This window comes from Rahnella selenatireducens (assembly GCF_046449555.1).
In the GTDB taxonomy this organism is placed as follows: domain Bacteria; phylum Pseudomonadota; class Gammaproteobacteria; order Enterobacterales; family Enterobacteriaceae; genus Rahnella; species Rahnella selenatireducens.
Map to the genome: position 1 here is coordinate 157,588 of NZ_JBKEZJ010000009.1, position 25,654 is coordinate 183,241.

A 25,654-nucleotide genomic window follows, 5' to 3' on the forward strand; every position below is an offset into this window, starting at 1 on the left:
AATAGCGGCATCTCAATTCAGGAAGTCTGTCATGTCCGCTACTTTTACTGATTATGCACGCCACGCGCTGCGCCATCTGGCTGCCTGTGACCGCTTGTGGCCGTTTATTCCCGCTGTATTCCTGCTGTTCGTTGCCGCGCTGGTGTCCGGCTGTGGCGATAAAACGCATAAACAGGCGGCTCCCGTCAGGCCGGTGCGCGTGGTTATCGCACCTTCTCCGGAAGCTTCCGGTTTGTTTATCCAGACCGGCGAAATACGGCCTCATGAAGAGACGTTACTCGGCTTCCGGCTCGAAGGGCGCATACTGACCCGACAGGCCGATGTCGGTGAGCGCGTGACGGCCGGGCAGGTGTTAGCCATACAGGAACCGGACACCCGCCGGAACCAGCTCAGCAGCGCGCAGGCCGATCTCGACAGCGCCCTCGCAGCGGAACAGCTGGCCTCGCTCAATCTCAGACGCATGAAGTTGCTGATGCCGGGCGGCGCCATCGCCCGTTCGCAGCTCGATAGCGCGCAGTCAGACTGGCAGGCGGCCCGTTCACGGCGTCAGAGCAGTGAAGATTCGCTGAAAACTGCCCGTGAGAACCTCGGCTGGTCACAACTGACGTCTCCGGCGGACGGGGTGATTACGCAGGTCAACGCCTCGGCCGGTCAGTTCGTTACCGCCGGACAAACGGTAATGACACTGGCGTCGGGCGACGGGCGCGATGCGGTCTTTGATGTGGCCGGCACGCAGGCCGTTTCTGCCCACGCCGGCAATGTGTTTGCCGTGTCTTTGCTATCGGATCCATCGTTGGTCGTGCAGGGGCATTTACGGGATATCAGCCCGCAGGCCGACCCGCAAACCCGGACCTGGCGCGTTCGCATCACGCTCGACAACCCGCCGCCTGCGCTGGCACTGGGCGCCAGCGTGCAGCTCATCCTTCACGCTTCAGAGGAATCAACGGTAGCCCTTCCTGCCACCGCTCTGACCCGCGCCGGGGGGCAGCCCGCCATTTTTGTCGTGAATACCAAAACCCTCAGGCTGCACCTGCGACCGGTGGTATTAGGGCGTTACAGCACTTCAGAAATCTTTGTCAAAACGGGCGTCAGCCCCGGCGAAACGGTAGTGATTGCCGGGGTGAGTCAGTTGCGTGACGGTGAAAAAGTGACCCTCGGGGAGGGCTGCGAATGAAGCCTTCATTGCGGGTCAGCAAATTTAACCTCTCTGCCTGGGCGCTAGCCCATCAGCCGCTGATGGCCTTTCTTATGCTCCTGTTAATGACCGCAGGCATTATCAGTTACGTGCAATTGCCCCGTAACGAAGATCCGGCATTTACCATTAAAACCGCCGTGGTGTCTGCCACCTGGCCGGGTGCCACCGTGGAGGATACGGTCAATCTGGTCACCGACACGCTGGAAAAAAAATTACAGGAAATTCCGTATCTTGATTACGTGGAGAGCGATACGCACGCCGGACAGTCGGTGATCTTCGTTAACTTGCGCGATGACACGCCGCCGTCTGCGGTCGCCGGGATCTGGTATCAGGTGCGTAAAAAAATGCAGGATATTACGCCTTCTTTACCCGCCGGTGTTCAGGCACCGTCGGTCAACGATGAATTCGAGGATACGTTTGGCACAATCTATGGTTTTACCGCGGAAGGTTTCACGCCGCGGGAGTTGCGCGACCGTGTGGAAGACATCCGCCGCAGCCTGATGACGCTGCCGGACATGGGCAAAGCCAGCCTGCTCGGTGTGCAGGAGGAAAACATCGTGATTGCGTTTTCGCCAGCGCAACTCGCCGGTATGGGTATTGACCTGCAACAGGTCGCCGATGCTCTGAAAGCGCAAAACGCCGTAGAGCCGTCGGGTTTCCTGCGCAGCGATCGCGAGAACATTGCGTTGCGCGTTAGCGGTGCCCTGACGTCTGAGCAAAGTTTGCGGGCCGTCACCTTGCACCTTGCCGGGCGCTTCATTCCGCTGACCGATATCGCGACTATCAGCCGTGAGAATGCCGAGCCGCCTTCACCGGCATTCCGGGTTAACGGGAAACCGGCCATCGGGCTGGCGATTTCGATGGCTTCTTCCGGGAATATGTTGTCGTTCGGCAAGACGCTCAATGAACGGATGGCAGATATTCAAACGCGTCTCCCGCACGGAATTGACAGGGTGAAAGTGGCGGATCAGTCCGCCGTGGTTTCGCAGGCCGTCAGCAGTTTTATCCGGGTGCTTATCGAAGCCGTCGTGATTGTGTTGGCGGTGTCCTTTGTCTCGCTAGGCACCCGCGCAGGGCTGGTGGTCGCAGCCGCGATCCCTATTGTGCTGGCCATGACGTTTATTGGCATGATGCTGGCCGGAATAGGATTACAGCGTATTTCGCTGGGCGCGCTGATCATTGCGCTGGGATTACTGGTGGATGACGCGATGATTACCGTCGAAGCGATGGTGTCACGCATCGAGGCGGGGGACACTTTGTGGTGTGCGGCAACTCACGCATTTGAAACGACCGCATTCCCGATGCTGACCGGTACGCTGGTGATGATTGCCGGGTTCATTCCGGTCGGTTTTGCGGCCTCCAGCGCGGGCGAATATTGCTATTCATTGTTCGCCGTGGTGTTCATTGCGCTGCTGTGTTCCTGGGGTGTTGCCATACTTTTTTCACCGTTGATCGGAACGTGGCTTTTGCCTGAAAAATCCGCTTCACAGGCGAAAAAAAGTGGCACATTAATGCGCATCTACCCGCGCCTGCTAAATTATGTGCTGCATCACCGCGGGATGACGCTGGGCATCGCCTGCCTGTTACTCGGAATATCGGCGTATGCAACGACGTTTATGCAGGGCGAATTTTTCCCGGCCTCCGACCGCCCGGAACTGCTGGTTAGCCTGACCCTGCCTTCCAATGCGTCCCAGACAGAAACCGCGCGGCAAACAGAACGGCTGGAACACACGCTGCAAGGCAACAAAAATGTTGATCACTTTTCGGCTTATGTCGGGTCGGGGGCTGTGCGTTTTTATCTGCCGATGGATGTTTTACTGGATAACGAAAACACGGCGCAACTGGTGGTTGTGGCGAAAAGTCTGGAGGACAGGGACACTCTTCGGGCACAGCTGGAAACCCTGTTAGCGCGAGATTTCAGCGACATCACCAGCCGGGTCTCGCCATTGGAACTCGGCCCGCCGGTAGGCTGGCCAGTGAAATATCGCGTCAGCGGGCCGGACTACGCGAAAGTCAGAATAGCGGCGCAACGGCTTGCCGCCGCACTGGGCAACAGCGCCATAACCCGCGATGTGAACCTGACCGCCGGAGAGCCCGAGCGGGTGATTACGCTGCGGGTGAATCAGACGGCAGCGCGGGCAGCGGGCGTTTCTTCAGAAAGTCTCGCGGCGTTGCTCCATACCGTCTGGTCTGGCAGCACGGTAACCACTGTCCGGGATAATAACCGGCTGATCGACGTGGTTCTGCGGGCAAATAACCGCGAACGCCAGGATGTGACGACGCTTTCAGGGCTGATGTTGACCACGGCCACGGGGCAGAAAATCCCGTTAAGCCAGGTTGCCACACCGGTCTGGGGGATTGACGATCCGGTTGTCTGGCGTCGCCAGCGGCTGCCGTTCATTACCGTGCAGACGGATATTGCGCCGGGGCTGCGTGCGGAAACGGTTTCTCAGCAACTCGCGCCACAGATTTCGCGTATCAGGGCGTCGTTGCCGCCGGGCTATAAAATCGAAGAGGGCGGCGTGGTGACGGAATCAGAGAAGGGGAACAGTTCAGTCTACGCGGTGTTGCCGGTCACACTATGCGTGATGCTTGTTTTGCTGATGATCCAGTTGCAACGTTTTTCGCGCATGTTGCTGGCATTATCGATGGCTCCTTTTGGGCTTATCGGCATTGTGCTCGCCATGTTGCCGACAGGCACGCCGATGGGATTCGTCGCCTTGCTGGGAGTGATTGCCCTGGCCGGAATGATTATCCGTAACGCGGTGATCCTGATCAGTGAAGCAGACAATAACGTTCTTGCCGGAATGGGCCGCAATGACGCCATCAAAGCTGCCGCTGAGCACCGTTCAAGGCCGATTTTGCTGACGGCCTGCGCTGCGATTTTGGGGATGCTGCCGATTGCCGAACAGGTATTTTGGGGGCCGATGGCATATGCCATTATCGGTGGACTGATTATCGCCACCTTTGTGACGCTGACGGTGTTGCCCGCGTCATTGAGCCTGGTGATGGGATTTGAGAAATAGGACTTCTCAATGTGCGTAACCGCGTGGAATGAAAGAACGCCCGATGCAGTGCACCGGGCGTGGTAAGGGCATGCGAAGGTTAACGCAGGCCAGAATGGCTCAGTAGATCACGCTTTAATTACCACGTCAGCCATTGGCGGAATGTATCCGTAATCGTATTCATCGACCACAAACGTGCGGTCACCTTTGATCTTGATTTTGACCGTCGGCGCTTCCGTGCCGCCAATACGATAATCCATGCCGGTGGTGGCTTTATCCGAAGGAACGCTGTCAATGAATGAGGTCACTAATCCATTGGGCATGACGTAATGTGAGTAGGTCTGGAAGGGTTGAGAGGGTGGATTACCCAGCACCAGTGCAGAGCCATTGAGCGGAGTATAAGGCCCGAAAATCTCGTCACTGACAAAACCATAAACACCATCCGGGCCGGTCAGCCCGTCACCATAGGTAAATTTATGGCTGATGGTGAACAGATAATATTTACCGTCCTGGAATACAAAATGTGGGCGCTCAGTCTGGTCGTTTACGCCAACGGCGGTCACCAGAGGCGGGAGCAATGTCCAGCTGTCGCCCGTGTCGTCATCGGCTTCTGCAATGCCTACGCAGCCCGTCTGATAACGCGAGTTGCCAGCATTTTCATAACCCGGCGGAACGTCACCCATTTCGTCTGGCCCGACAATATGGCTGCCTCGCACTCCCGCCACATTCCCCTCAAACAACATATATAACTTGCCGCTTTTCGGATCACGGAACGGGAACGGGTCGCGAAAGCCCCAGTACGGATTTTGTGCTTCGGTCTGGTAAAGATTACCGTCAGCTTCGAACAAGGCCTTCACGTCGGTAAAGTCTGTAAGAGTAACGCCTTTACGGGTGGTTGAAACGCGTCCCCGAACTTTTACAATCGTAGCCCCGGGAGTGACGGCTGTGTAATACAAATCAATGTCGCCCTGATTGTTGAGCAGAATAGGGGAACCCGCCCACTCGCGTGTCGTTGGAGAAACCCCTTCCTTCATCACGCGGCCACCAAATTTCCAGTTCTTCCCCGTTTTGGAATACCAGAAACACATTTTTGCCCGACCATGACGGTTATTCCAGTCCAGTGCAATATCATAATTACCGTTAGCATCAACATATTCAGGGTTGTTCGGCTCACGGTCAGCGGTCAACGTGAAAATGACGGACCAGCCATTCACCGAAAGTACCTTGCCGTCAATATCACGCAGCGGCATGGTATCCCAGATGAAAACAGTATCACTCATTACCGGGAAGTCGGCGCTGACCAACGGTTGAGTTGTGGTGGGATCATTTTCATTCACTTTTAAAGCATCTGCTCGTGTCCAGATACTTGAATGAACACCCGGTTGTTCCTGTAATGTATTGTCATTTAACGTACTCATAAACCACCTCGTTATTTTCAAATAAAATTAAATCAAATTTATTCACTGCCATTCCGTCCGTTGGTTTCATTTATCCATCAGGACCGTCTGACAGGATTAATATTGAACACCGAAGCGTTTCAGATAAAGTCAGTTTCGTTGTGTGAGAAATGGCAAGACGCAGAGCGAAATTAATAGGATGTGGTCAGATATGGCTGTAAATCGTAATAAGTGATAAACATCCACATTATTAGCATGAGAATGCATAAGCGTGAGGCAGGGTAAAAAAGCGCAAGGCAGGTTTTATTTTTTAGCTATTACCTTGCTGATACTTTAGAGGTATTAATCATTGTGAATTTTATCTCGTAAATATAAGATCCAGATTGAAGAGGTTTTTTTAGTTATAAAATCGCCTGTTTCAAAGATCGGCAAGATAATTTGTTGCATGAATTAAGATTTCTGCCAAAGTGCAGTGCACTTCGCGTGTATTACCAACGAGTATTTCTTAAGGCCGGTAAATCTTCTGGCAGATGTAATTTCTTGTTAGTTCAAATCGGAAAAGATACACTCCTTCAGGAGATTTTATTAAAGTGGCTACCTTGTTATGGACTTCATTGAGTTAACGTTTATAAACACGCTCGTCGGTATATGTATCACTTATACCTGCATATCCATTCCTTTGATAAACTATAAATCTGCTTTAGGTAAATACCTGTCGTTGAAAATATTGCTAGGAATTATCCTGGGGATAGCTAGCATTTATTTGTTCAAGATCGGTGAGCAGCACAGTACCAGCATCTACAGTGTCGTGATATCACCTGTCACTTTTGGGTTCATTATTTTTGGATACCCGACGTTTTTTGCCAGTCTGATTGTGAGTACTGTCTTTTTATTTGGTGCATCGACATTCTATGATGCATTTTCGCTGGTGTATTTTATTTTGCTCATGGTTTTTAATATTAAAGGACTGATGGGGGTCAGATACGTTCTCTACTCATACTGTCTTGCACAGGCGTTCAATTTACTCATACATATCAACATTCTTAATGAAAACGGATATTGGGAGCTGGCCATTATTAAAACCATTATGAGTTTGCTCTATATCTCATTGGTTTATGCTTTCCTGAATAACCTGATCAATTTATCGAAAAGAGAGTTATTTTTTAAAAATGCCTCGAGGATTGATCCTCTTACCGGGATTAGCAACAGAAGAAGTATTGATGCACACATTGACGCCCTGGGAAAATCTTACGGCGAAAAATTTTGTGTCATGATGCTGGATATTGATAATTTCAAATATTTAAATGATAACTTTGGACATCCTTTCGGCGATAAGGTCATCAAGAAAATTGCTCAACAGGTGAGGGATAATGTGCGGGGGAGTGATTTTGTCGGGAGATATGGTGGGGAAGAGTTCATCGTGTTTATCCACGCAAATTTACAGAGCGCTACCAAGGTGGCTGAAAAAATCAGGCTTGGGATACAAGATCATAAAATAAAATTTGACTGTAATGAAGTGCATGTGACCGTATCTGTTGGTCTGGCTGAACACAAAGAGAATCACTCTGTTCTCGAAACCATAACATTAGCGGATAACGCGCTTTATGCAGCCAAGACCGGTGGGAAAAATAAAACGATTTCGCTCATGGAGCCGCTTGTCTGAGGTTGTTACTGTTTGAATATTACGCCGGTTTTCGTTTCCACCCTCTTTACCCGAGGGGTATGAACTGGTTTAAAGATGATAATAATCTTTTTTAGGTATCAGTATCTCGATGTCTTCTAATGGAACGGAGGGGAATAAAAAACCTTGAACGCAGGAGACACCGCTGTATTTAAGATTTCGTAACTGGGTGCCTGTTTCAACGCCTTCAACGATAATCGACTCACAGTGCTGGCTAATGTTATCAAGAATGCTGGCCCACATCACCGAATTGCCATTCTCCCAAAAGAACTTTTTATCGATTTTTACAGATTCGAATGTTGTATTTTTCAATGTGTTAATGTTGCTGAAGTCAGTTCCGTAATCATCGAGCCATAATTCATACTTATCAGCCAGCGCATCTAAAATGATATTTCCCTCGGTTTTATCAATTCTAGGAAAACGCTCAGAGATTTCTAATCTTATGAAATCATTTTTTTCTATGATTTCTTTTATGTGATGATCTTCAAGAATCATGATTGCCATACCCTGATCTATATTCAGGGAGCAAAGGAGTTTGTTATTTTTGAAGAAGAGTGATTGGGCGTTTATTCTGGTTAACTGTGCTAGCAGTAATTCACGTTTAGATTTTGTGTCCAGTGCGCTGATAAATTTTTGAGGCTCCATTTTCCCGCCGGAAAATCCTCCTTCAAAACTTGTTAGTACTTCGACTGCGTGTAATGACCCTGCGATACTGTATATAGGTTCGCATCTGAATTTGCACGAAACCTGAAAATTTAAATGCAACATCATTTCCTCCTTTAAAGTCCGCCATTTCATGGTGGTGATCATTGATCACTTTTGCGAATTAATAAACATATATCGATCGATTTTTCCTATGATAAAACCTATTGATCAATTCCTATTGATCGATAAAACAAATCTAACCTGCTGATTTGATGCGTTATATGATTTTTAAATGTTAATAAAAGCATAAGGAACCATAATATTTTCTAAAGAAGACCGTAATGTGTATTTCTGCCCACGTTTTCTGCACAACTTTCCCTATTTGCAAATAGGGCTGACCCGTTTAAACAGTTCTGTCCGGCTTGCGCGCGAGGTCTGTAGCAGAGAAAAACTGGGAAACGAATTAATGTGGGGATAGGATAGTTGTGACGCCAAAACTGTCACCTTTATCAGGCGTCCAGAAAAATCACTGTACCGGGAGTATTGCCATGTTGACTGATCTCAGCAGCGATGAAAGTAAGAAACGCGCGGCGATTGACCTGCTGAAAAACCATGATGAGGTTCGTGACGAAGCGCTGAAAAAATACACGCGTCTGGCCTGCCAGCTACTGAAAATGCCGATGTGCTTTGTGTCGGTGATGGATGATGAAAAGCAGTACATTAAATCCGCTCAGAACATGGCAGTAACGGAAACGACCCTCAGCGAAGCATTTTGCACAAATACGATGGAACAAGGCGAGACGTACATTTGCCCTGATACCGTCCGGCACCCCGATTTCAGCCATTATCAGGCCGTCACGGAAGCGCCTTTTGTGCGTTTTTATGCCGGTTCCCCGCTGAAAACGCAGGACGGAGTGGCCGTCGGGACATTGTGTGTTTTGGATACACAGCCCCGGGTACTGTCAGACGAGCAGATTGAGATTTTTGAGACGCTGGCCGGTTTAGTGTCAGGTTTTCTGGCGTCGTGGCATGCTGTCGGTTATATCGACATTGTTACACTTCTGCCAAACCGTCAGCGGATGCTAAAAGATATCACCGTTTCTGCAGAAGACACATTTAAGCTCATTATAATTGACTGTATCGATATGCCATTTGCGTATGAAATGGCGCGCTCGCTGGGAATGACCGCCGTGGAAAATTTACTGCGCGATATGGCGGTTCAGATTCAGTCCCGGTTGCAAATGTCGGCGCAACTCTATGCCGTTGCAGTGGGGCGGTTTGCCTGGTTTACACACGTAAATGATGGCGCGACATTAGAGAATATCTCCCTGCGTTTGCGTGGAATTCAAGCCAGAATTAATCCCGAGGTTCCTCTGGATCTGGATATTCATATCGGCGACTCCGGGCCTTGTGATAAGACGATGACGCCGGTGGAAATCCTGCGCCGTGCGGTCAGCGCATTGCATGAGGCGATAAGCCGTGAACACCGGTTTATGACTTTTGATGCGACGCTGGATGACCGCAAGAAGAATGATTTTAGTCTCCTCACGGGTCTGAGAAAGGCGCTTCAGGAAGACCGCGGGTTATATCTGGTTTATCAGCCAAAGATTTCGCTGGCGACCGGTCTGGTGACGGGCGTCGAGGCCTTGTTGCGATGGAAGCATTCAGAACACGGGGAAGTGCTCCCCGGGTTGTTTATCCCGCTGGTGGAAAGAACCAGCCTGATGCGGGAACTCACTGAATGGGTCATTGATCATGCTATTACTCAGTTGAGCCAATGGCGTGATCGGGGCATCTTATTACCCGTTTCTGTTAACCTGGCTGCCAGTGATTTTTCCCGGCCTGATTTTGCCGATGAACTTGAACAGAAAATGTATAACGCCGGGCTGACTCCCGCCTTGCTGGCGGTGGAGTGTTTAGAAACCGAGAGAATGCTGGAAAGCCCGGCGGCCCTTCACGGGCTGGAAATGCTTAAGTTACGTGGGTTTAAGATCTCACTGGATGACTTTGGTTCCGGTTACAGTAACATCAACTACCTGCGGCAGATCCCCATGGACGTCATTAAACTCGATCGTTCCATTGTCAGTAATATTGCCAGCGATAAAGCCAGCCGCATTATTGTCCGCAACGTTATCCGGTTGCTGAAGCAACTTGATTATGTGGTGCTGGCTGAAGGGGTGGAGGATGAAAAAACGGTGGGCATGTTGCGTGCCCTGGGCTGTGATGAGGTGCAGGGCTATGTTTACTCGAGACCACTGAACCCCCGGGATTTGGAAGTCTGGTATCACGCCAGAAATGAAGACCCCGTGAAACCCTAAAGAAAAACCTGCTTAAGTGTCCTTAGGCAGGTTTTCTACTCTTTGCCGACATGGAATTGGCGTCAGAATATTTTTTCATTTCAATATATGTCAGGGGTTCGAATGCCATTCGTGAAATATGAGGACGGACTTTTTACTAAAAATGACTCACGAAAAACCCTGTATGTGCCAATGATATGCTCACTGGTGGTATGTGTTTTGGTGATGATTATTAATCTGGTCTGTTTTCCCAAAAAAGAAATCGGTCATTCCTGGATGGAGAATTCCGGCTGGGCGATGGATACCGTGCAGTGGCTGATACTTAATTTTATCTTATGGAGTTTTAATCGTCTGACGGTGAAAGCCAGCTTGCGCCGGTGGATTAACCTGGGGTTATTTATCTGGATAATGTCAGCGGCTTTTGATGTGATGGATGAATTTATTCACCAGCCGATGTGGGTTGGCTATTACGTTGAAGATGTCTCCAGACTGGCAGGGATGCTTTGTGTTTCAATGGGCATCTATTTTATTGTGCGATATGTTAATGATAAATATGCCGATGTCAGTATCGATTCTTATCGTGATGAATTAACGCATCTACCTAATCGGCGTTATTTCAAAAATGTTCTTCTGGAATTAAACAATGCGAATAATTATGTCTTTATCATTGATATCGACTTCTTTAAAAACATTAATGACAAGTATGGACATGACGTAGGTGATGAAGTTCTTCGGGAATTTGGAAACCTGCTGAGCAGACTGTATGACGGAAATGTCACGGCATCCAGAATCGGCGGCGAAGAGTTTGCGGTTATATTGCAATTATCCTCAAAACAGGACGCCAGTGTGGTGGCAGAAAAAATATTATCCCGAACCCGGGACTTAATTATTCGGGGGGAAATACGCTTTACCGTCAGTATCGGAGCGGGCCATAAGAAAGAAGATGAAACGGTTGAGGATTTACTCAAACGTGTCGATATCGCCCTGTATGACGCGAAATGTCGGGGTAAGAACCGCATCGAATGGGCGGACGGATAAAACGCGGAGGCTTGTGATATCGTGTTAATAAAAACCCGCTGCATTTCCGGAGCGGGTTTCTTGCTTATGAGGAAAAAAATCGTGGTCGCCAGCTAAAATGTCTTTCGCCAGAATGACAAATTCTGTGTGAACGTTGGCTTTCTTTATAATGATTCCCCGGCATCCAGCTTTGCCAGCACCAACTGGCCGCGCTGCCAGAGCGCTTCTCGCTTAGATTCTTCCAACCGATCCAGATTTTTGTATGTGATGCCCATGCGGGGGTTTCTGCGCAGAACCTCGCTGTTTCGCATGATGAAATGCCAGTAAAGCGCGTTGAAAGGGCAGGCATTATCCGCCGTGCTTTCACTGACTTTATAAACACAACTGCGGCAATAATCGGACATGCGGTTAATATACTGACCGCTTGCACAGTAAGGTTTAGAGCCCAGATATCCCCCGTCGGCGTGCATGACCATGCCGAGCGTATTGGGTAACTCAACCCAGTCGAAGGCATCCATATAAATGGCGAGATACCATTCGCATATCTCAGCGGGCGCAATGCCTGCGAGCAGTGCGAAGTTGCCCGTCACCATCAGCCGCTGTATATGGTGCGCATAGGCATATTCAAGGCTCTGACCGATGGCTTGCCGCATACAGTTCATCCGGGTTTTACCGGTCCAGTAGAATTCAGGAAGCGGTCTGCTGTTACCAAAGACATTGCCATCGGCATAGTCAGGCATCTTCAGCCAGTAGACGCCGCGGACATACTCGCGCCAGCCAATAAGCTGGCGAATAAAACCCTCAGCCGCATTAAGCTTAACGCGGCCAGCCAAACAGGCGGATTCCACATCGCTGCATAACTGCCGTACATTCAGCAGACCAATATTGAGGGCGGCGCTGATACGTGCGTGAAATAAAAAAGGTTCGTCACATGCCATCGCATCCTGATAATCGCCAAATGCGGCCAGACCAAAATCCAGAAAATAATCCCACAATGACTGCGCATCTTCGTGCGTCACAGGATAATCAAACACGTCCACTGAACCGTAATGGTTTGGGAAATTCTCGCGAACCAGCCGAAGCACGTCCTGCGTGATGACATCTGCACTAAAGCGCGCCGGATAGGGCGCCACCACATTTTTGGGGAGTGACTTGCGATTTTCTGCATCAAAATTCCAGTTGCCGCCTGCCGGTGTGCCGTCGAGATTCATCAGTAACCCGCTTTTGCGGCGCATTTCCCGATAGAAAAACTCCATGCGCAGCTGCTTTTTATCTTTTGCCCAGGTTGAGAACTCCTCACGCGAGCACAAAAAACGGGTGTCGGAATGCCACTGTATGGGCAGGCCACATTCTCTCAGCGACTGCTCAAGACGCCAGTCACCACATTCAGTCAGGTGAACCTCTTCAGGTTGCAACAGCGACTGCCATCGCACCAATTCGCCCGGAACTGATCCGGTATTGAGCGGATCATTAAGAGTGACGTAATGCACGCAAAAACCTTGCTGTTTCAATGCCTGAGCAAAGTGGCGCATTGCACTGAAAATGAGCACGATTTTTTGCGGATGATGAGGAACATGGCGCGCCTCCTCCATGACTTCGACCAGAAGAACGGCATCACGTTGCGCGTCCAGTCCGTTCAGCGAAGCCAGATCAAACGAGAGTTGATCGCCCAGCACCAGACACAACCGGCGGTTTTTAGTCATTGGATTGAACCTTGCAGTAGATAAAACAGGCACTGTGAACAGGGTGAAAATACATTTGCGGGGAACGCTTCAGGTCTTAATCAAGGAAAAAGGAGTATAGACGTGATAGTTGCAGTATTCCTGCTCCTGTTTTGAAAGCATTCTTATGTTGTATCCGTTAAGAAGAGTCTTCTTTAACCTGCAACTTTTCTTTTTGTTCAGCGGTAGGGTTATTAAATCGAGGTTTAGAGAATGTCGGTCGGGGTCGAAAAGCAAAACGCCCGCTTAAGTTTCCTTAAGCGGGCGTCTCTAATTTGGCTCCTCTGACTGGACTCGAACCAGTGACATACGGATTAACAGTCCGCCGTTCTACCGACTGAACTACAGAGGAATCGTGTGAACGGGGCGAATAATAGCGACTGCCCGTAGGCATGTCAAAGGGTTAACGCAAAAACTTGTCTGAGTGTTCTCTTAATATCCAACTTGTTGACTGTTAAGGCAAAGTGATTAAAACCTCTCCCATTTCTACTTCATTTCTGATGTTTCAGGAAACCTTCTGCACTAAAAACAACCATAAGTTGCCTGATTGTTGTGCAGTGGTTATCGGGTGGTGGGCTTTTTAAATTTTTTAAGCAGGTTCTTTGCCACTTTTTGTTCATTAAATCGTCACAAACTCCGATCTGCTGCACAAATTTCATTCATTTGTGGAAATTGGCACACCCCGTGCATTGTTATTTTACTAACAATGACTAGTTTTTTGACAATCAAGCAACAAAAACAGCTACAGGGGATTAACCGATGCAGCCAGCGCAGGATGTGATTGAACAAATCGAAGCGTCATTTTCCGCGCAAACGCCGACGGGAAAGCGCATTGCCGGTTACCTGCTGGCGAATCTGGCGCAAATTCCGTTTGAAACCGCCGACAGCATTGCGCGCAGCGCGGCGACCAGCGGCATTTCTGTCGGGCGTTATCTGCGCAGTCTTGGCTACCGCAACCTGGATGATTTCAAGCAAACGCTGCGCCAGCAAAGCGGAACCGCGTATCAGCCGTGGGTGGTCACCGACCGTCTGGGCGCATACCGCGAACGCAGCAAACAGCCGCAGCAGGAAAAATTAGGGCAATCACTCACGCTTGAACTTGAGGCCATTAATCACGTTTATCAGCTGGCGCAGACCGACAGTTTTGCGCAGGTCAGCCGCCGTCTGGCCGAGGCCGACGCGGTGTTTATTCTCGGCATCCAGTCGGTGCGCGGAATCGCCAATAATTTTGCGAGCTATCTCGAATATCTGCGCCCAAAAGTGTATTTCGCCGACGGCCTTTCCGGCACCTACGTGGAATCGCTTAATTCGGAGTTCGCGCAGCCTTATCTGGTGGTTACAGACACACGCGCGTACTCGAAAATGGCGCAAACCTATTGTGAAGCGGCTTGCGAACGCGGGCTGAACGTGGCGCTGATCACCGACATTTACTGTCCGTGGGCACGTGATTACCCGGTCGATTTATTGCAGGTGAAAACGGATACCGGCCAGTTCTGGGATTCCATGGCGCCGCTCAGCTGCCTGTTCAACCTGCTGTGTTCTTCAGTGCTGGAACTGCGCGGGAACGATGTGGAACAGCGGCTGGCGAACAACCGGATTTTGCAGAAACAGCTCGGACAATTTGAATCGTAATTTTCTAAAACCAGCGGACAGAGTTTATTGATGAACACAAAAATACCCGACGTTGCCTTGATTGATCTGGCGGAAAGCCTGCCTGACGCGATGATCGACCTGAAATATGCCACCGCCGATAACCTGACCGGTCAGCCGATTTACCGCGAATCGCGCTGCCTGCTGCACCCCGATGCGGCCGCTGCGCTGGTGCGCTGCAATGCGGTCGCGAAGCTGGCGGGATTTCGGCTGAAAATCTATGACGCTTACCGGCCACAAGCGGCGCAGGCCTGTTTATGGGCCGCGTTTCCGAACCCTGATTACGTCGTGGATATCAAACTCGGTTCGCACCACAGCCGCGGCGTGGCGGTCGATCTGACGTTGCTTGATGATCAGGGTGACGTGCTGGATATGGGCGCGGGTTTTGATGAAATGACCGAAGTCTCGCACCCGTTTTATCCGGATTTACCGCCGGAGATCCAGCGAAACCGTTTACTGCTCAACGCCGTGATGGCGGCGGGCGGTTTTAAAGGCATCACCAGCGAGTGGTGGCACTTCGAATTACCGGATGCCAAAACGTATCCGTTGTTGGACGAGCGGTTCGGCTGCTATCCGCCGGTTAACGCCGCGTAATCATTGCAAGTCTCTTATCACTTTTCATAAAGCCAGGAGTTCTCCGATGAGCAACACAGCAATCAGCACGTTCCGTAAAAACACTAAAACACGGATCGCCGGTGCCATTTTTCTTGCCCTGTCAGGCTTGAGTTTTGCCGCGCAGGCCGCCGTTCCGAAAGACATGCTGGTGATCGGTAAAGCCGCTGACCCGCAAACGCTGGATCCCGCGGTGACGATCGACAACAACGACTGGACGGTAACGTACCCGGCGTATCAGCGTCTGGTGCAGTACAAAACAGAAAACGGCAAAGGCTCCACGCAGGTGGAAGGGGACTTAGCGGCCAGCTGGACGGCGTCGCCGGATCAACTGGTCTGGACGTTTAAACTCAAGCCGAGCGCGAAATTTGACGACGGCACCGACGTCAATGCCGATGCGGTGAAATGGTCGTTTGAACGTCTGATGAAAATTGCTCAGGGGCCGTCGGAAGCTTTTCCAAAAGACATGGCGGTGACGGTGGTGGATCCGCTGACCGTCACGTTCACGCTGAAAACACCGTTCGCGCCATTCCTGTATACGCTGGCCAATGACGGCGCGGGCATTGTGAATCCGGCGATTGCCAAAGCTAATCCGGCTGATGAAGGCAAAGCCTGGCTGGCTGGTCATACCGCCGGGTCCGGCCCGTACAAACTCGACCGCTGGCAGAAAGGCCAGCAACTGGTGCTGGTGCCGAACCCGCATTACAGCGGCGCAAAACCGGCCTTTAAACGCGTTACGGTCAAGATCATTGGTGAGAGTGCCACGCGCCGTCTGCAACTGTCGCGCGGTGATCTGGACATTGCCGATTCCCTGCCGATGGACCAGCTGGCGGCGCTGAAGAAAGAAGACAAAGTTGCGGTTGAGGAATTCCCGTCGCTGCGCGTGACGTATCTGTATCTCAATAACGCCAAAACCCCGCTTAATCAGGTGGATTTGCGCCGTGCGATTTCGTCTGCGGTGGATTATCAGGGCATGGTGAAGGGCATTCTCGGCGGTAACGCCAAACAGATGCGCGGGCCGATCCCGGATGGTATGTGGGGTTTTGACCCGACGGCCAAACAGTACACCCTGGACCTGACACAGGCGAAAGCCGATCTGGAAAAAGTGAAAGACAAGCCGCAGACGCTGGATTTCCTCTATTCCGATAACGATCCGAACTGGGAATCCATCGCGCTTGCCGTACAGGCCAGCCTCGGTCAGGCCGGGATCAACGTGAAGCTGGAGAAACTCGCGAACGCCACCATGCGCGACCGTATCGGGCAGGGCGATTACGACATTTCGATCGGCAACTGGAGCCCGGATTTCGCCGACCCGTACATGTTCATGAACTACTGGTTCGAGTCCGACAAAAAAGGGCTGCCTGGCAACCGTTCGTTCTATTCCAATCCTGACGTCGATGCGTTGCTGAAAAAAGCGGTGTCGGTAACGGATCAGAAACAGCGGACGGATGACTATCAGCAGGCGCAGAAAATCGTCATCGACGAAGCGGGGTATGTGTATCTGTTCCAGAAAAACTATCAGGTTGCGATGAACAAAGACGTCAAAGGTTTCGTTTTCAACCCGATGCTTGAGCAGGTCTTTAATGTTGCGCAAATGAGCAAACAGTGATTATCCGCAGGATTTCCGCTTTAAACCCAAAATAGTTCGGGTTGCGGAAAGGCGGCAAGTGAAGGAATCCCCGGGCGCATCGTGAACTATGTGACCGGGGTGAGTGAGCGCAGCCAACGCATCAGCAGCGCGAAATATGAAGGGTTTTAAGGGGAAATATGACTTTCTGGACTCTAATCCGTCAACGATGCTGGGGTTTGATACTGGTGATGGCGGGCGTTTGCGTCATCACGTTTATTATCTCGCACATGATCCCCGGCGATCCGGCGCGCCTGCTGGCGGGTGACCGCGCAAGCAACGAAATGGTCGAACACATCCGCGAGCAGCTCGGACTGAATCAGCCTTTATATGTGCAGTTTTTCCGTTACGTGAGTGACCTGTTGCACGGCGATTTAGGGACGTCGATCCGCACCGGCAGACCGGTTCTTGATGACCTGAAAGCCTTCTTCCCGGCCACGCTGGAGCTGGCGGTCAGCGCGCTGTTTCTGGCCATCGTGCTGGGTATTCCGCTCGGTGTGCTGTCGGCGGTGTACCGCAATAAATTTCCCGATCATCTGGTGCGTTTGCTGTCGGTTCTGGGGATTTCCACCCCGGCATTCTGGCTGGGGCTGGGCGTGATAATTCTGTTTTATGGCCATCTGAACCTGTTGCCGGGCGGCGGCAGGCTGGACGACTGGCTGGATCCGCCGGCCAATATCACCGGCTTTTATGTGCTCGATTCGCTGCTGACTGGCAACTGGGACACGTTCTGGAACAGCCTTCAGCATCTGGCGATGCCCGCGCTGACGCTGGCGTTCGTCCACATGGGGATAGTGGCGCGACAAATCCGTTCTGCGATGCTTGAACAGCTGAGTGAAGATTATATCCGCACCGCGCGCGCCAACGGCTTATCGCGCTGGCGGGTGATTTTGAGCCACGCGCTGCCGAATGCGCTGATCCCGTCCGTCACCGTACTCGGGCTGGCGATGGGCGATCTGCTTTACGGCGCCGTGCTGACCGAAACGGTTTTTGCCTGGCCGGGGATGGGTGCTTACGTGGTGAATTCGATTCAGGCGCTGGATTTCCCGGCGGTGATGGGCTTTGCGGTGGTGGTGTCGTTTGCTTACGTCATCGTCAATTTGTGCGTGGATTTGCTGTATGTGTGGATTGACCCGCGCATTGGCCGGGAGGGGTGAGCGAATGTCTGTGATTGAACCTGGCGTGAATAATCACCGTGCGGGTGTTGTACCGCCGGACGTCAAACCGCGCTTCGCCACCTGGCGGCGGACGTTTCATCTGCTGAGCCGCAGCCCGCTGACGATGCTCGGGCTGGCGATCATGCTTATCGTCCTGTTTGTCATGGTGTTTTCGCCGTGGCTGGTGCCGCATGATCCGAACGCCATCAGCCTGACTGACCGTTTACAAGCACCGTCTGCCGCGCACTGGTTCGGTACCGATGAAGTCGGGCGTGACCTGTTCAGCCGCGTGTTGATCGGCAGCCAGCAATCGGTCGCCGCCGGGCTGGCAGTGGTGATTATTGCGGGCACCCTCGGTTCACTGCTCGGCTGTTTTTCCGGCGTGGTCGGCGGCGTGGTGGACGCGCTGATCATGCGCTGTATGGACATCATGCTCTCCGTGCCGTCGTTAGTCTTAACGATGGCGCTGGCGGCGGCGCTTGGGCCGAGTCTGTTCAACGCTATGCTGGCGATTGCCGTGGTGCGCATTCCGTTTTACGTCCGGCTGGCGCGGGGGCAAACGCTGATGCTGCGTCATCAGGCATACATGCAGGCCACGCGCACCTTTGGCGCATCGCGCTGGCATCTCATTACCTGGCATGTTTTGCGTAACGTGATGCCGCCGCTGGTGGTGCAGGCCTCGCTCGATATCGGCACTTCGATTCTGATGGCTGCAACCTTAGGGTTTATCGGTCTCGGCGCACAGCAACCGACCGCCGAATGGGGCGCGATGGTGTCGAATGGCCGCAATTATATTCTCGACCAGTGGTGGTATTCCGCCTTCCCCGGCGTGGCGATCCTGATCACTGCCACCGGTTTTAACCTGTTCGGCGACGGTCTGCGTGACCTGCTCGATCCGAAAAGCAGAGGGCGCTGAAATGGCTGAACAAAATAATGCGCCGGTTCTGGAAATCGACAACCTGCAACTGGTTTTCCCGGTTTACGGCGGTGAAGTGAAAGCGCTCAATCAGGTATCGCTGTCGGTCAGTGCGGGCGAAATAGTCGGCGTGGTCGGTGAATCCGGTTCCGGTAAATCGGTCACGGCGATGATGGCGATGCGTCTTCTGCCACCGGAGGGCTTTACCGTGACGGGCGGCGAATTGCGCATGCTGGGCACCGACGTGGTGAACGCCAGCGAAGAACAGATGCGCACGTTGCGCGGGGCACGGGTGGCGATGATTTTTCAGGAACCGATGAACGCGCTAAACCCGACGCGCAAAATCGGGCGGCAGATGTGTGAGGTTATTTGCCTGCACCAGAAAATCAGCAAAGCGCAGGCCTGGAAAAAAGCCACCGGTCTGCTGGAAGATATGCAGATTGCCGACGCGGAGCAGGTGATGTCGCGTTATCCGTTCGAGCTTTCCGGTGGTATGCGTCAGCGCGTGCTGATTGCGATGGCGTTTTCCTGCGAACCCGAACTGATTATCGCCGATGAACCGACCACCGCGCTGGATGTCACCGTGCAGCGTCAGGTTCTGCGTTTGCTACAGCGCAAAGCCCGCGCCAGCGGCACCGCCGTCTTATTTATCACCCACGATATGGCGGTTGTTTCACAACTCTGCGACCGCGTCTACGTGATGTACGCGGGGCATGTGATTGAAAGCGGCAACACGGCGGACGTGATCGAATCGCCGTCGCACCCTTATTCCATCGGCCTGTTGCAGGCCGCGCCGGAAAATGGCGAACCGCGCAGCCTGCTTAAAGCCATTCCGGGCACTGTGCCGAATCTCTCGAGACTGCCGCAAGGCTGTGCGTTTCGCGGACGCTGTAATCACGCCGATGACCGCTGCACGCAAACGCCGGGGCTGGCGCCGTTGCCGCAATTTCCGCGTCAGTCCGTCGCCTGCTGGCACCCGCAGATCCCCACCCAACGCACTGAGGAGATTTCCTGATGATTGCTGAAGCATTAGTCGAATTGCAGGATGTCCGCGTGCGTTTCCCCGCCAGCTTTAACTGGCGCGGCAAACCGACCGGTTACGTCCACGCGCTCAACGGCCTGGATCTGAATATCATTCGCGGCGAAACGCTGGGGATAGTCGGCGAATCCGGTTGTGGTAAAAGCACGCTCGCCCAGTTGCTGATGGGGCTGCAAAAGCCAAGCAGCGGAGAAATTCACCGGGCACGCCATGATAATTCGTGGTTTGGCTCCGGGATGCAAATGGTGTTTCAGGATCCGCAATCATCGCTCGATCCGCGTCTGCCCGTCTGGCGAATTATCACCGAACCGGTGTTTGTGCAAAAACACAACAGCAGCCGCGAACGCCGTGAACTCGCTGCCACGCTGGCCGAGCAGGTCGGCATCCGCAAAGAATATCTGGATCGTTTACCGCATGAATTTTCCGGTGGTCAGCGCCAGCGTATTTCCATCGCCCGTGCGTTGTCGTCAGAGCCGGACATCATCGTGCTCGACGAACCGACTTCGGCGCTGGATATTTCCGTACAGGCGCAGATCCTCAACCTGCTGGTGGAACTGCAACGCCAGCGCGGCCTGACGTTTGTGCTGATTTCCCATAACGTTTCCGTGGTGCGCCACATGAGTGACCGCGTGGCGGTAATGTACCTCGGGCAGATTGTCGAACTGGGCGCCGCAGAAAAAGTGCTGACAGAACCACAGCATCCGTACACCCGTTTGCTGCTCGATTCCGTGCCCCGCGCCGGACGGCTGTTAGATGACGGCGTCGTCGATAAAAAAGGGGAATTGCCGAGCAACCGGAATCTGCCAATGGGGTGCTATTTCCGGGAGCGATGCCCGCTGGCGGGCGATGGATGCCAGATGCCGCAGGATCTGGTTTGCGGGGCAAACGAGGTGGTGGCGAGATGTCATCGGGTTATGCCGGAGCGGGCATAAGAGCGCTTTTGTAACCACAATAAACATCAAAACCTTGGGCTCGCCGCCCAAACGGGCCCAAAGGGCGCGATAACGCGCGCGCCCTCTGGACACCCGCGCTTTTTAACTGCGCGCTACCGCTCGCTGACACTGTTTCAGCGGCTCCGGCTAGTGCCGCAAACGCCGCCGCTGCGCGGTACTCTCATTTCGGATTCGAACCCGCGAGAAAAAAGACTCTCTCCGTTTCTCATCACTCATTCGACGTCGTTTTGAAAGCGGCCACAGACTTTCTAGTTCGCAACCTTACTGCTGATTGTTATTCAAAAAATGTCGCTAAATTTGGTTAAGCCTCCTGCCGCTTTCAGAAAGCTTGCCGAACGAAGTGTTTCGAGACCAATGGCTCGAAACCGAGTGAGGGAACCGCGTAGCGGCAAGTTTTCGCGGCAATAGCAGTGGTGCCTGAAACATAGCCAGCGAGCGAAAGCGCGTGTTTTGAAAGACGTGGAGATTCAAAAGAGGGGCCGTCTTGCCCCTCTTTTGTCGGTTTCGGCGCAGCGAGTTAAGTGAACACCGTTATTGAAAAACCGAAATTTTCCCGGTCAGAGGTGAGCACCTCACTGGAAGTGAAAAACCGAAATTTTCCGGTTTATTCTCCTCCCCCTATTTCCCCCTGTACCATTACCACGCCTTCAAAAATCAACCGTGCTGTCCGCAGCAACCCGCATCCGGTAAGCCGCTCTGCGCCTGATTGCGCCATATCGAGTTTCAATTCAACGCTGAATTCGCCGGTCGGATGTTCCACGCTGATAAGCGGTGTTGAACCAGAAGGTGTATGCGCCAATCCTTCGGCCACAGATCCCGGGATCATGCAGGCGCTGGCGACGCTGACGGCACCGAGCACGCCAATCGAGGCGTGGCAGCGGTGCGGAATGAACGTCCGGCTTGAGATTGCGCCGCCGTTGCGCGGTTCCGCGATGAGCGTCATTTTCGGTACGGTACGCTGCGAAACGTCGCCGAGATTCATTTTTACACCGGCCTGTAAGCGGATCGATTCGAGGCGTGTTTTCAGTTCAGAATCGGCGTCGAGCTGTTCGCGGCTTTCATAGCCCGTGCGGCTTAAATCTGCGGCGCGCAGCAAAACTACCGGCATGCCGTTGTCGATGCAGGTGACGTCAATACCGTCAAAAACGTCCCGCGCATTACCGGTGGGCAGTAATGCGCCACAGCTGGAACCGGCGATATCCGCAAATTCCACACTGATTTTTGCCGCTGTGCCGGGTACGCCATCGATGCGTAAATCGCCCTGATAGCAAACCTGTCCGTCTTCAACCGGAACATACGCGGTGGCGATCTGGCCGGTGTTCTCCATAAAGATTCGCACCGGCGTGATGCCATTTGTGGCGTCGATGAGATTGCGTTCGAGGGCGAACGGGCCGACGGCGGCCAGAATATTGCCGCAGTTTTGGCCGTAGTCCACCACGGCTTTATCGACGTTAACCTGCGCAAACAGGTAATCGACATCGGCGTCAGCGCGGTCAGAAGGGCGGACGACCGCCACTTTGCTGGTCAGCGGATCGGCACCGCCCAGCCCGTCAATCTGGCGCGGATCGGGCGAACCCATGACTGCCAGCAACACCCGGTCGCGTATTGCCGGGTCACGCGGTAGGTCATCTGCCAGAAAGAAAGCGCCTTTGGAGGTGCCGCCGCGCATTAACAGGCAGGGAATTCGGGTCTGTGGCATAGCGGTTCCTCAGCATTGTTCGGCTTGTTCCAGCTCCGCGGTGGAGTCGAAATATTTCAGCCCTTTTTCGGCCAGACGCGGGCGCATATTGTAGATATCCAGCCCGAGTTCGCCGTCGGCCATCCGTGCCCGTTTGCTCTCTTCCAGCGCTTCCCGCTGACGGCTGGCTTCGCGCACCGGCGTGACGTTTTCGCGGGGAACCACTACTACGCCGTCATCGTCTGCCACAATCGCATCACCCGGATACACCAGCTGTCCGGCGCAGACCACCGGCACGTTGACCGAGCCGAGCGTTTCTTTCACCGTGCCCTGTGCGTAAACCGCCCGCGACCACACGCGAAAGCCCATATCGCGCAGCGTTTTGGTATCACGCACGCCAAGATCTGCCACCAGCCCGACCACGCCGCGTGCTTTCAGCGAAGTGGCCAGCAGATCGCCGAAGAAACCGTCGGAGCAGGGCGACGTCGGCGCGACCACCAGAATATCGCCCGGCTGACATTGTTCGACGGCGACGTGGAACATCCAGTTATCGCCCGGTGCGGTGAGCACGGTGACGGCGCTGCCGGAAATAGCGCAATCTTGCTGGATCGGCCTGATTGCCGGATCCAGCAATCCAGTGCGGCCCTGCGCCTCGTGAACGGTGGCCACGCCAAAGGCGGCCAGCGCCGTGACATCAACAGAATTTGCCCGTGGAATATTGCGCACCACCACGCCTTTTTTGCCGATTACGCTCATGCTAAATCCTCCGTCACGCGTGGGAATATGCTCTGATAACCTTCGCCGTAAACGATGTTTTTGGTGCTGGTGATGCCGACGTTACGCTTGGCCTGAACGCCGCGCTGCTGGGCGACGCGGGTGTAGTATTCCCACAAATGTTCCTGACCGGCCATGCACTGGATCGCCTGATATTTTTTGTCCCAGACGTCGGTGATATCGAGCAAAACGTCGGGTTTCCATTCGCACTGTTCCGGCTGATGCGGCTCGAAACAGTAAACCGGTGGTGCGCCGACGATGGGTTCGCCCGGTTTATAGCCTTCAGCCTGGGCGATGATCCGCGCTTCCTGCGCCAGATGGGTGGCCATCGGATGATCGTAGTTGTACGGGTCTTTCAGGGAATGCGTCAGGACGAAATGCGGCTGTACGCGGCGGTAAACGTCGGCCAGGCGGAAAAGTGATTCTTTATCGGCGCGCAGCGGGTAATCGCCCATGTCAAAAAACTCGACGGTGGCACCCAGAATTTCAGCAGCGGCCATCGCTTCCTCGCGGCGCGACGCTTTCACAATTTCTTCGGTCATATTGCCTTTGCGCCACAGTTTGGCGGATTCGCCGCGCTCGCCGAAAGACAGACAAACGATGTGAACCGCGTATCCGGCCTGCGTATGTTTTGCGATGGCACCGCCTGCGCGCCAGACGAAATCGGCAGAGTGGGCGCTGACGACTAATGCACTTTTGCTTTCATCTTTTTTGGGCTGAGTCATGAGTATGTCCTGTGTTTAGGGTGATCAGATTGCCTGCGTTCCATGCTGTCAGTCCGTGCCGGTGGCGGGTAATTCATTTGATTGCAGGGGGTATGCGTTTTATTTATATTGCTGAGGGATATCACGAAAAAAAACCTGACGGGAGAAGGGGATGGCGCAGGACGAGATGCTGAGTAACCTGATGCAAATACGCGCTTTTTGTCAGGTGGTCGATCAGGGAAGTGTATCGCGTGCAGCCGATGAACTTTACCGCACGCAGTCGGCGGTGACGCGGGCGATCCGTGATCTGGAACAGACGCTCGGCGTGCCTTTATTTGAGCGGCATGCCAACGGCATGTTGCTCACCGATTTTGGTAAATGCGTGCTGCCGCGTGCGCGTCGTGCGATTGCCGAACTGCGGCTGATCCCATCACAGCTGGCGAAATTGCAGGGTAAAGCGGTACATACGCGCAGCGAAACCGAGCCGCTTTATCTGTTTAACGTTCGTCGTCTGCAAATCTTCATTTCGTTGTGCAAAACCCGACATATGCAGACGGTCGCCACACTGCTCGGGCTGAGCCAGCCAGCGGTTAGCGCGGCGTTAAAGATGCTGGAAAACGGGGCGGGTCTGGCGCTGCTGGAACGCACACCGCACGGCATGATGCCGTCGCTGGCGGGGCAGGATATCGTGCCAAACCTGCGCCGCGCGCTTAACGAACTGCGGCATATCCCTGCCGATATCGCCGCCCGTCGTGGCGTGCTGGAAGGGTCGGTGCAGGTGGGGGCACTGCCGCTTGGTCGCACGCGTTTGTTGCCGCAGGCGATCATCAGGCTGACGCAGCGCTATGGCGGCGTAAAGGTGATCACCAATGAAAGTGCGTTCAGCGCGCTGGCGTCCGAACTGCGTTCCGGCGAGGTGGATTTTATCTTCGGCGCATTGCGTTCCAGTGATTATGCCGCGGACATGGTGACCGAAACGCTGTTCACCGAAAGCATGGTGATTCTGGCGAGAAAAGGGCATCCGCTGCTTGCTGAGCCGGTGACGCAGGCGCATTTGCGTGTGGCACGCTGGGTTTTGCCGCGTGCCGACACGCCGTCGCGACGGTTGCTGGATAACAGTTTTCACGCGATGGATATGCCGCCGCCGGATCCGGTAGTGGAAAGCGGCGATCTGGGGATTGTACGCGGGTTGCTGCTGGGGTCGGATATGCTGGCGGCGGTTTCTGCCCGCCAGCTTGAGCACGAACTGGAAAGCGGTGAACTGGTCAGACTGCCGCTGGAACTGGCTGACACGCACCGTGTCATAGGCCTGACGTTCCGCGCCGGAAGCCTGCTTTCCCCCGCCGCACAGGCGCTGGTGGAGGAGGTCCGGAGGGTGTGCATTTCTTAAGGGTATTACAGATTGTTCTAATTTATCCCGGAAGACGCACCTTCTGGTGTTCAGAACATGGTTGGTGAAGGTTTTTGATGTAATATAGTGCGGATTTTTCATTGCAATGCATAGGCATTCCTCTGAGATACCCACAGCGCGTCGTGCAACATGCGGAGTAAGATTGAGCTTCTGTCATTTGGGAGCCAGCCAAGAG

Annotated in this window: 19 protein-coding genes and 1 tRNA gene; 13 read left to right on the forward strand and 7 right to left on the reverse strand. The window is 53.3% G+C overall.

Annotated features, from left to right (window positions below; genetic code table 11):
- Nucleotides 1-31 precede the first annotated feature (31 nt).
- Together ACLBVC_RS16245 and ACLBVC_RS16250 are read left to right on the forward strand one after the other, a co-directional pair.
- A complete protein-coding gene (locus ACLBVC_RS16245; protein WP_410150490.1) occupies nt 32-1,174 on the forward strand; it encodes an efflux RND transporter periplasmic adaptor subunit in 1,143 nt (380 codons plus the stop codon).
- On the forward strand, nt 1,171-4,221 hold the full coding sequence (locus tag ACLBVC_RS16250) for an efflux RND transporter permease subunit (RefSeq protein ID WP_410150491.1): 3,051 nt from the start codon (nt 1,171-1,173) through the stop codon (nt 4,219-4,221). The genes ACLBVC_RS16245 and ACLBVC_RS16250 overlap by 4 nt, the downstream gene beginning before the upstream one ends.
- A gap of 107 nt (nt 4,222-4,328) precedes the next feature.
- On the opposite strand, the gene ACLBVC_RS16255 is transcribed toward ACLBVC_RS16250, so the two are convergent.
- Nucleotides 4,329-5,618, reverse strand: coding sequence for a glycoside hydrolase family 68 protein (locus tag ACLBVC_RS16255; protein ID WP_410150492.1), 1,290 nt, complete (start codon nt 5,616-5,618; stop codon nt 4,329-4,331).
- 742 nt (nt 5,619-6,360) lie between these two features.
- Between ACLBVC_RS16255 and ACLBVC_RS16260 the strand changes: the two genes are divergently transcribed.
- Nucleotides 6,361-7,260: a GGDEF domain-containing protein gene (locus tag ACLBVC_RS16260; RefSeq protein WP_410150493.1), complete on the forward strand. Its 900-nt coding sequence runs from the start codon at nt 6,361-6,363 to the stop codon at nt 7,258-7,260.
- 69 nt (nt 7,261-7,329) lie between these two features.
- On the opposite strand, the gene ACLBVC_RS16265 is transcribed toward ACLBVC_RS16260, so the two are convergent.
- Nucleotides 7,330-8,088: an EAL domain-containing protein gene (locus tag ACLBVC_RS16265; RefSeq protein WP_410150494.1), complete on the reverse strand. Its 759-nt coding sequence runs from the start codon at nt 8,086-8,088 to the stop codon at nt 7,330-7,332.
- A 383-nt stretch (nt 8,089-8,471) separates the two neighbouring features.
- Between ACLBVC_RS16265 and ACLBVC_RS16270 the strand changes: the two genes are divergently transcribed.
- Nucleotides 8,472-10,241, forward strand: a complete 1,770-nt coding sequence (locus ACLBVC_RS16270) for a sensor domain-containing phosphodiesterase (RefSeq protein WP_410150495.1) — start codon at nt 8,472-8,474, stop codon at nt 10,239-10,241.
- A gap of 102 nt (nt 10,242-10,343) precedes the next feature.
- Entirely contained in the window at nt 10,344-11,258 is a 915-nt protein-coding gene (locus ACLBVC_RS16275) for a GGDEF domain-containing protein (protein WP_410150496.1), read from the forward strand.
- Nucleotides 11,259-11,401: 143 nt separating this feature from the next.
- On the opposite strand, the gene ACLBVC_RS16280 is transcribed toward ACLBVC_RS16275, so the two are convergent.
- Together ACLBVC_RS16280 and ACLBVC_RS16285 are read right to left on the reverse strand one after the other, a co-directional pair.
- Nucleotides 11,402-12,940 carry a cryptochrome/photolyase family protein gene (locus tag ACLBVC_RS16280; RefSeq protein WP_410150497.1) on the reverse strand — a complete coding sequence of 513 codons (1,539 nt, stop codon included), beginning with the start codon at nt 12,938-12,940 and terminating at the stop codon, nt 11,402-11,404.
- 294 nt (nt 12,941-13,234) lie between these two features.
- Nucleotides 13,235-13,310 (reverse strand) — tRNA-Asn (locus tag ACLBVC_RS16285).
- Nucleotides 13,311-13,717: 407 nt separating this feature from the next.
- Between ACLBVC_RS16285 and ACLBVC_RS16290 the strand changes: the two genes are divergently transcribed.
- The 7 genes from ACLBVC_RS16290 (at nt 13,718) to ACLBVC_RS16320 (ending at nt 20,891) form a co-directional block, all read left to right on the forward strand.
- Complete coding sequence (locus ACLBVC_RS16290) at nt 13,718-14,590, forward strand: MurR/RpiR family transcriptional regulator (RefSeq protein ID WP_410150498.1); 873 nt, start codon at nt 13,718-13,720, stop codon at nt 14,588-14,590.
- Nucleotides 14,591-14,620: 30 nt separating this feature from the next.
- Nucleotides 14,621-15,202, forward strand: a complete 582-nt coding sequence (gene ddpX / locus ACLBVC_RS16295; protein WP_410150499.1) for a D-alanyl-D-alanine dipeptidase — start codon at nt 14,621-14,623, stop codon at nt 15,200-15,202.
- A gap of 46 nt (nt 15,203-15,248) precedes the next feature.
- Nucleotides 15,249-16,829 (forward strand): ABC transporter substrate-binding protein, encoded by a 1,581-nt coding sequence (locus tag ACLBVC_RS16300; RefSeq protein ID WP_410150500.1) that lies wholly within the window; start codon nt 15,249-15,251, stop codon nt 16,827-16,829.
- Nucleotides 16,830-16,987: 158 nt separating this feature from the next.
- Nucleotides 16,988-18,004, forward strand: coding sequence for an ABC transporter permease (locus tag ACLBVC_RS16305; protein WP_101076946.1), 1,017 nt, complete (start codon nt 16,988-16,990; stop codon nt 18,002-18,004).
- Nucleotides 18,005-18,008: 4 nt separating this feature from the next.
- Nucleotides 18,009-18,920 carry a D,D-dipeptide ABC transporter permease gene (gene ddpC, locus ACLBVC_RS16310; RefSeq protein ID WP_410150501.1) on the forward strand — a complete coding sequence of 304 codons (912 nt, stop codon included), beginning with the start codon at nt 18,009-18,011 and terminating at the stop codon, nt 18,918-18,920.
- A gap of 1 nt (nt 18,921) precedes the next feature.
- A complete protein-coding gene (locus tag ACLBVC_RS16315) occupies nt 18,922-19,935 on the forward strand; it encodes an ABC transporter ATP-binding protein (protein WP_410150502.1) in 1,014 nt (337 codons plus the stop codon).
- Nucleotides 19,935-20,891: an oligopeptide/dipeptide ABC transporter ATP-binding protein gene (locus ACLBVC_RS16320; protein ID WP_410150503.1), complete on the forward strand. Its 957-nt coding sequence runs from the start codon at nt 19,935-19,937 to the stop codon at nt 20,889-20,891. The genes ACLBVC_RS16315 and ACLBVC_RS16320 overlap by 1 nt, the downstream gene beginning before the upstream one ends.
- A 625-nt stretch (nt 20,892-21,516) precedes the next feature.
- On the opposite strand, the gene ACLBVC_RS16325 is transcribed toward ACLBVC_RS16320, so the two are convergent.
- The 3 genes from ACLBVC_RS16325 to galB are packed head-to-tail and all read right to left on the reverse strand — an operon-like array spanning nt 21,517 to nt 24,089.
- Nucleotides 21,517-22,611, reverse strand: coding sequence for a 4-oxalomesaconate tautomerase (locus tag ACLBVC_RS16325; protein ID WP_410150504.1), 1,095 nt, complete (start codon nt 22,609-22,611; stop codon nt 21,517-21,519).
- A gap of 9 nt (nt 22,612-22,620) precedes the next feature.
- Nucleotides 22,621-23,346 carry a 4-carboxy-4-hydroxy-2-oxoadipate aldolase/oxaloacetate decarboxylase gene (locus ACLBVC_RS16330; protein WP_410150505.1) on the reverse strand — a complete coding sequence of 242 codons (726 nt, stop codon included), beginning with the start codon at nt 23,344-23,346 and terminating at the stop codon, nt 22,621-22,623.
- The gene (galB, locus tag ACLBVC_RS16335; RefSeq protein WP_410150506.1) at nt 23,343-24,089 is read right to left on the reverse strand and encodes a 4-oxalmesaconate hydratase; all 747 of its coding nucleotides are present in this window, start codon (nt 24,087-24,089) and stop codon (nt 23,343-23,345) included. Before galB ends, ACLBVC_RS16330 begins: the two co-directional genes overlap by 4 nt.
- Nucleotides 24,090-24,240: 151 nt before the next feature.
- Between galB and ACLBVC_RS16340 the strand changes: the two genes are divergently transcribed.
- The gene (locus tag ACLBVC_RS16340; RefSeq protein ID WP_410150507.1) at nt 24,241-25,458 is read left to right on the forward strand and encodes a LysR family transcriptional regulator; all 1,218 of its coding nucleotides are present in this window, start codon (nt 24,241-24,243) and stop codon (nt 25,456-25,458) included.
- Nucleotides 25,459-25,654: the final 196 nt, after the last annotated feature.

What these genes read in the sequence shown, in the direction of transcription:
- ACLBVC_RS16245 (WP_410150490.1), top strand. Translation starts at nt 32, where the DNA reads ATGTCCGCTACTTTTACTGATTATGCACGCCACGCGCTGCGCCATCTG.
- ACLBVC_RS16250 (WP_410150491.1), top strand. Translation starts at nt 1,171, where the DNA reads ATGAAGCCTTCATTGCGGGTCAGCAAATTTAACCTCTCTGCCTGGGCG.
- ACLBVC_RS16255 (WP_410150492.1), bottom strand. Translation starts at nt 5,618, where the DNA reads ATGAGTACGTTAAATGACAATACATTACAGGAACAACCGGGTGTTCAT.
- ACLBVC_RS16265 (WP_410150494.1), bottom strand. Translation starts at nt 8,088, where the DNA reads ATGATCACCACCATGAAATGGCGGACTTTAAAGGAGGAAATGATGTTG.
- ACLBVC_RS16270 (WP_410150495.1), top strand. Translation starts at nt 8,472, where the DNA reads ATGTTGACTGATCTCAGCAGCGATGAAAGTAAGAAACGCGCGGCGATT.
- ACLBVC_RS16275 (WP_410150496.1), top strand. Translation starts at nt 10,344, where the DNA reads ATGCCATTCGTGAAATATGAGGACGGACTTTTTACTAAAAATGACTCA.
- ACLBVC_RS16280 (WP_410150497.1), bottom strand. Translation starts at nt 12,940, where the DNA reads ATGACTAAAAACCGCCGGTTGTGTCTGGTGCTGGGCGATCAACTCTCG.
- ACLBVC_RS16290 (WP_410150498.1), top strand. Translation starts at nt 13,718, where the DNA reads ATGCAGCCAGCGCAGGATGTGATTGAACAAATCGAAGCGTCATTTTCC.
- ddpX (WP_410150499.1), top strand. Translation starts at nt 14,621, where the DNA reads ATGAACACAAAAATACCCGACGTTGCCTTGATTGATCTGGCGGAAAGC.
- ACLBVC_RS16300 (WP_410150500.1), top strand. Translation starts at nt 15,249, where the DNA reads ATGAGCAACACAGCAATCAGCACGTTCCGTAAAAACACTAAAACACGG.
- ACLBVC_RS16305 (WP_101076946.1), top strand. Translation starts at nt 16,988, where the DNA reads ATGACTTTCTGGACTCTAATCCGTCAACGATGCTGGGGTTTGATACTG.
- ddpC (WP_410150501.1), top strand. Translation starts at nt 18,009, where the DNA reads ATGTCTGTGATTGAACCTGGCGTGAATAATCACCGTGCGGGTGTTGTA.
- ACLBVC_RS16315 (WP_410150502.1), top strand. Translation starts at nt 18,922, where the DNA reads ATGGCTGAACAAAATAATGCGCCGGTTCTGGAAATCGACAACCTGCAA.
- ACLBVC_RS16320 (WP_410150503.1), top strand. Translation starts at nt 19,935, where the DNA reads ATGATTGCTGAAGCATTAGTCGAATTGCAGGATGTCCGCGTGCGTTTC.
- ACLBVC_RS16325 (WP_410150504.1), bottom strand. Translation starts at nt 22,611, where the DNA reads ATGCCACAGACCCGAATTCCCTGCCTGTTAATGCGCGGCGGCACCTCC.
- ACLBVC_RS16330 (WP_410150505.1), bottom strand. Translation starts at nt 23,346, where the DNA reads ATGAGCGTAATCGGCAAAAAAGGCGTGGTGGTGCGCAATATTCCACGG.
- galB (WP_410150506.1), bottom strand. Translation starts at nt 24,089, where the DNA reads ATGACTCAGCCCAAAAAAGATGAAAGCAAAAGTGCATTAGTCGTCAGC.
- ACLBVC_RS16340 (WP_410150507.1), top strand. Translation starts at nt 24,241, where the DNA reads ATGGCGCAGGACGAGATGCTGAGTAACCTGATGCAAATACGCGCTTTT.